The organism is Bradyrhizobium sp. (assembly GCF_016462955.1).
Lineage (GTDB): Bacteria > Pseudomonadota > Alphaproteobacteria > Rhizobiales > Xanthobacteraceae > Bradyrhizobium.
This window is the reverse complement of record NZ_JAEMSD010000383.1, coordinates 3,966-4,215: the sequence shown is the minus strand read 5'-3', so window position 1 is coordinate 4,215 and position 250 is coordinate 3,966. Positions and strand designations below refer to the sequence as shown.

Sequence of the window (250 nt, the reverse complement as noted above, 5' to 3'; positions counted from 1 at the left end):
TCAAGGGCGGCGGCCTGCGCGTCAACGATGCGCCTGTGACCGACGAGAAGATGGCGCTGTCGGCGGGCAACCTGACGCCGGAAGGCGTGATCAAGCTGTCCTTCGGCAAGAAGAAGCACGTGCTGATCAAGCCTGCATAGGCGTATGAGCTTTTCACTGCTTGTCAGGGTACGCGGATGCGCGCTCCCTGACGGGCAATGGATCAGAACACGCCCAAGGGAACGACAGCGGAAACGAGCAAGGAAAAGGT

1 pseudogene is annotated in these 250 nt (G+C 60.4%); it reads left to right on the top strand.

Annotation, left to right across the window (positions count from 1 at the left end):
* Positions 1-140 (top strand): annotated as a pseudogene (locus JHD07_RS29045) (tyrosine--tRNA ligase); the annotation flags it as partial.
* Between the last annotated feature and the right edge of the window lie 110 nt (positions 141-250).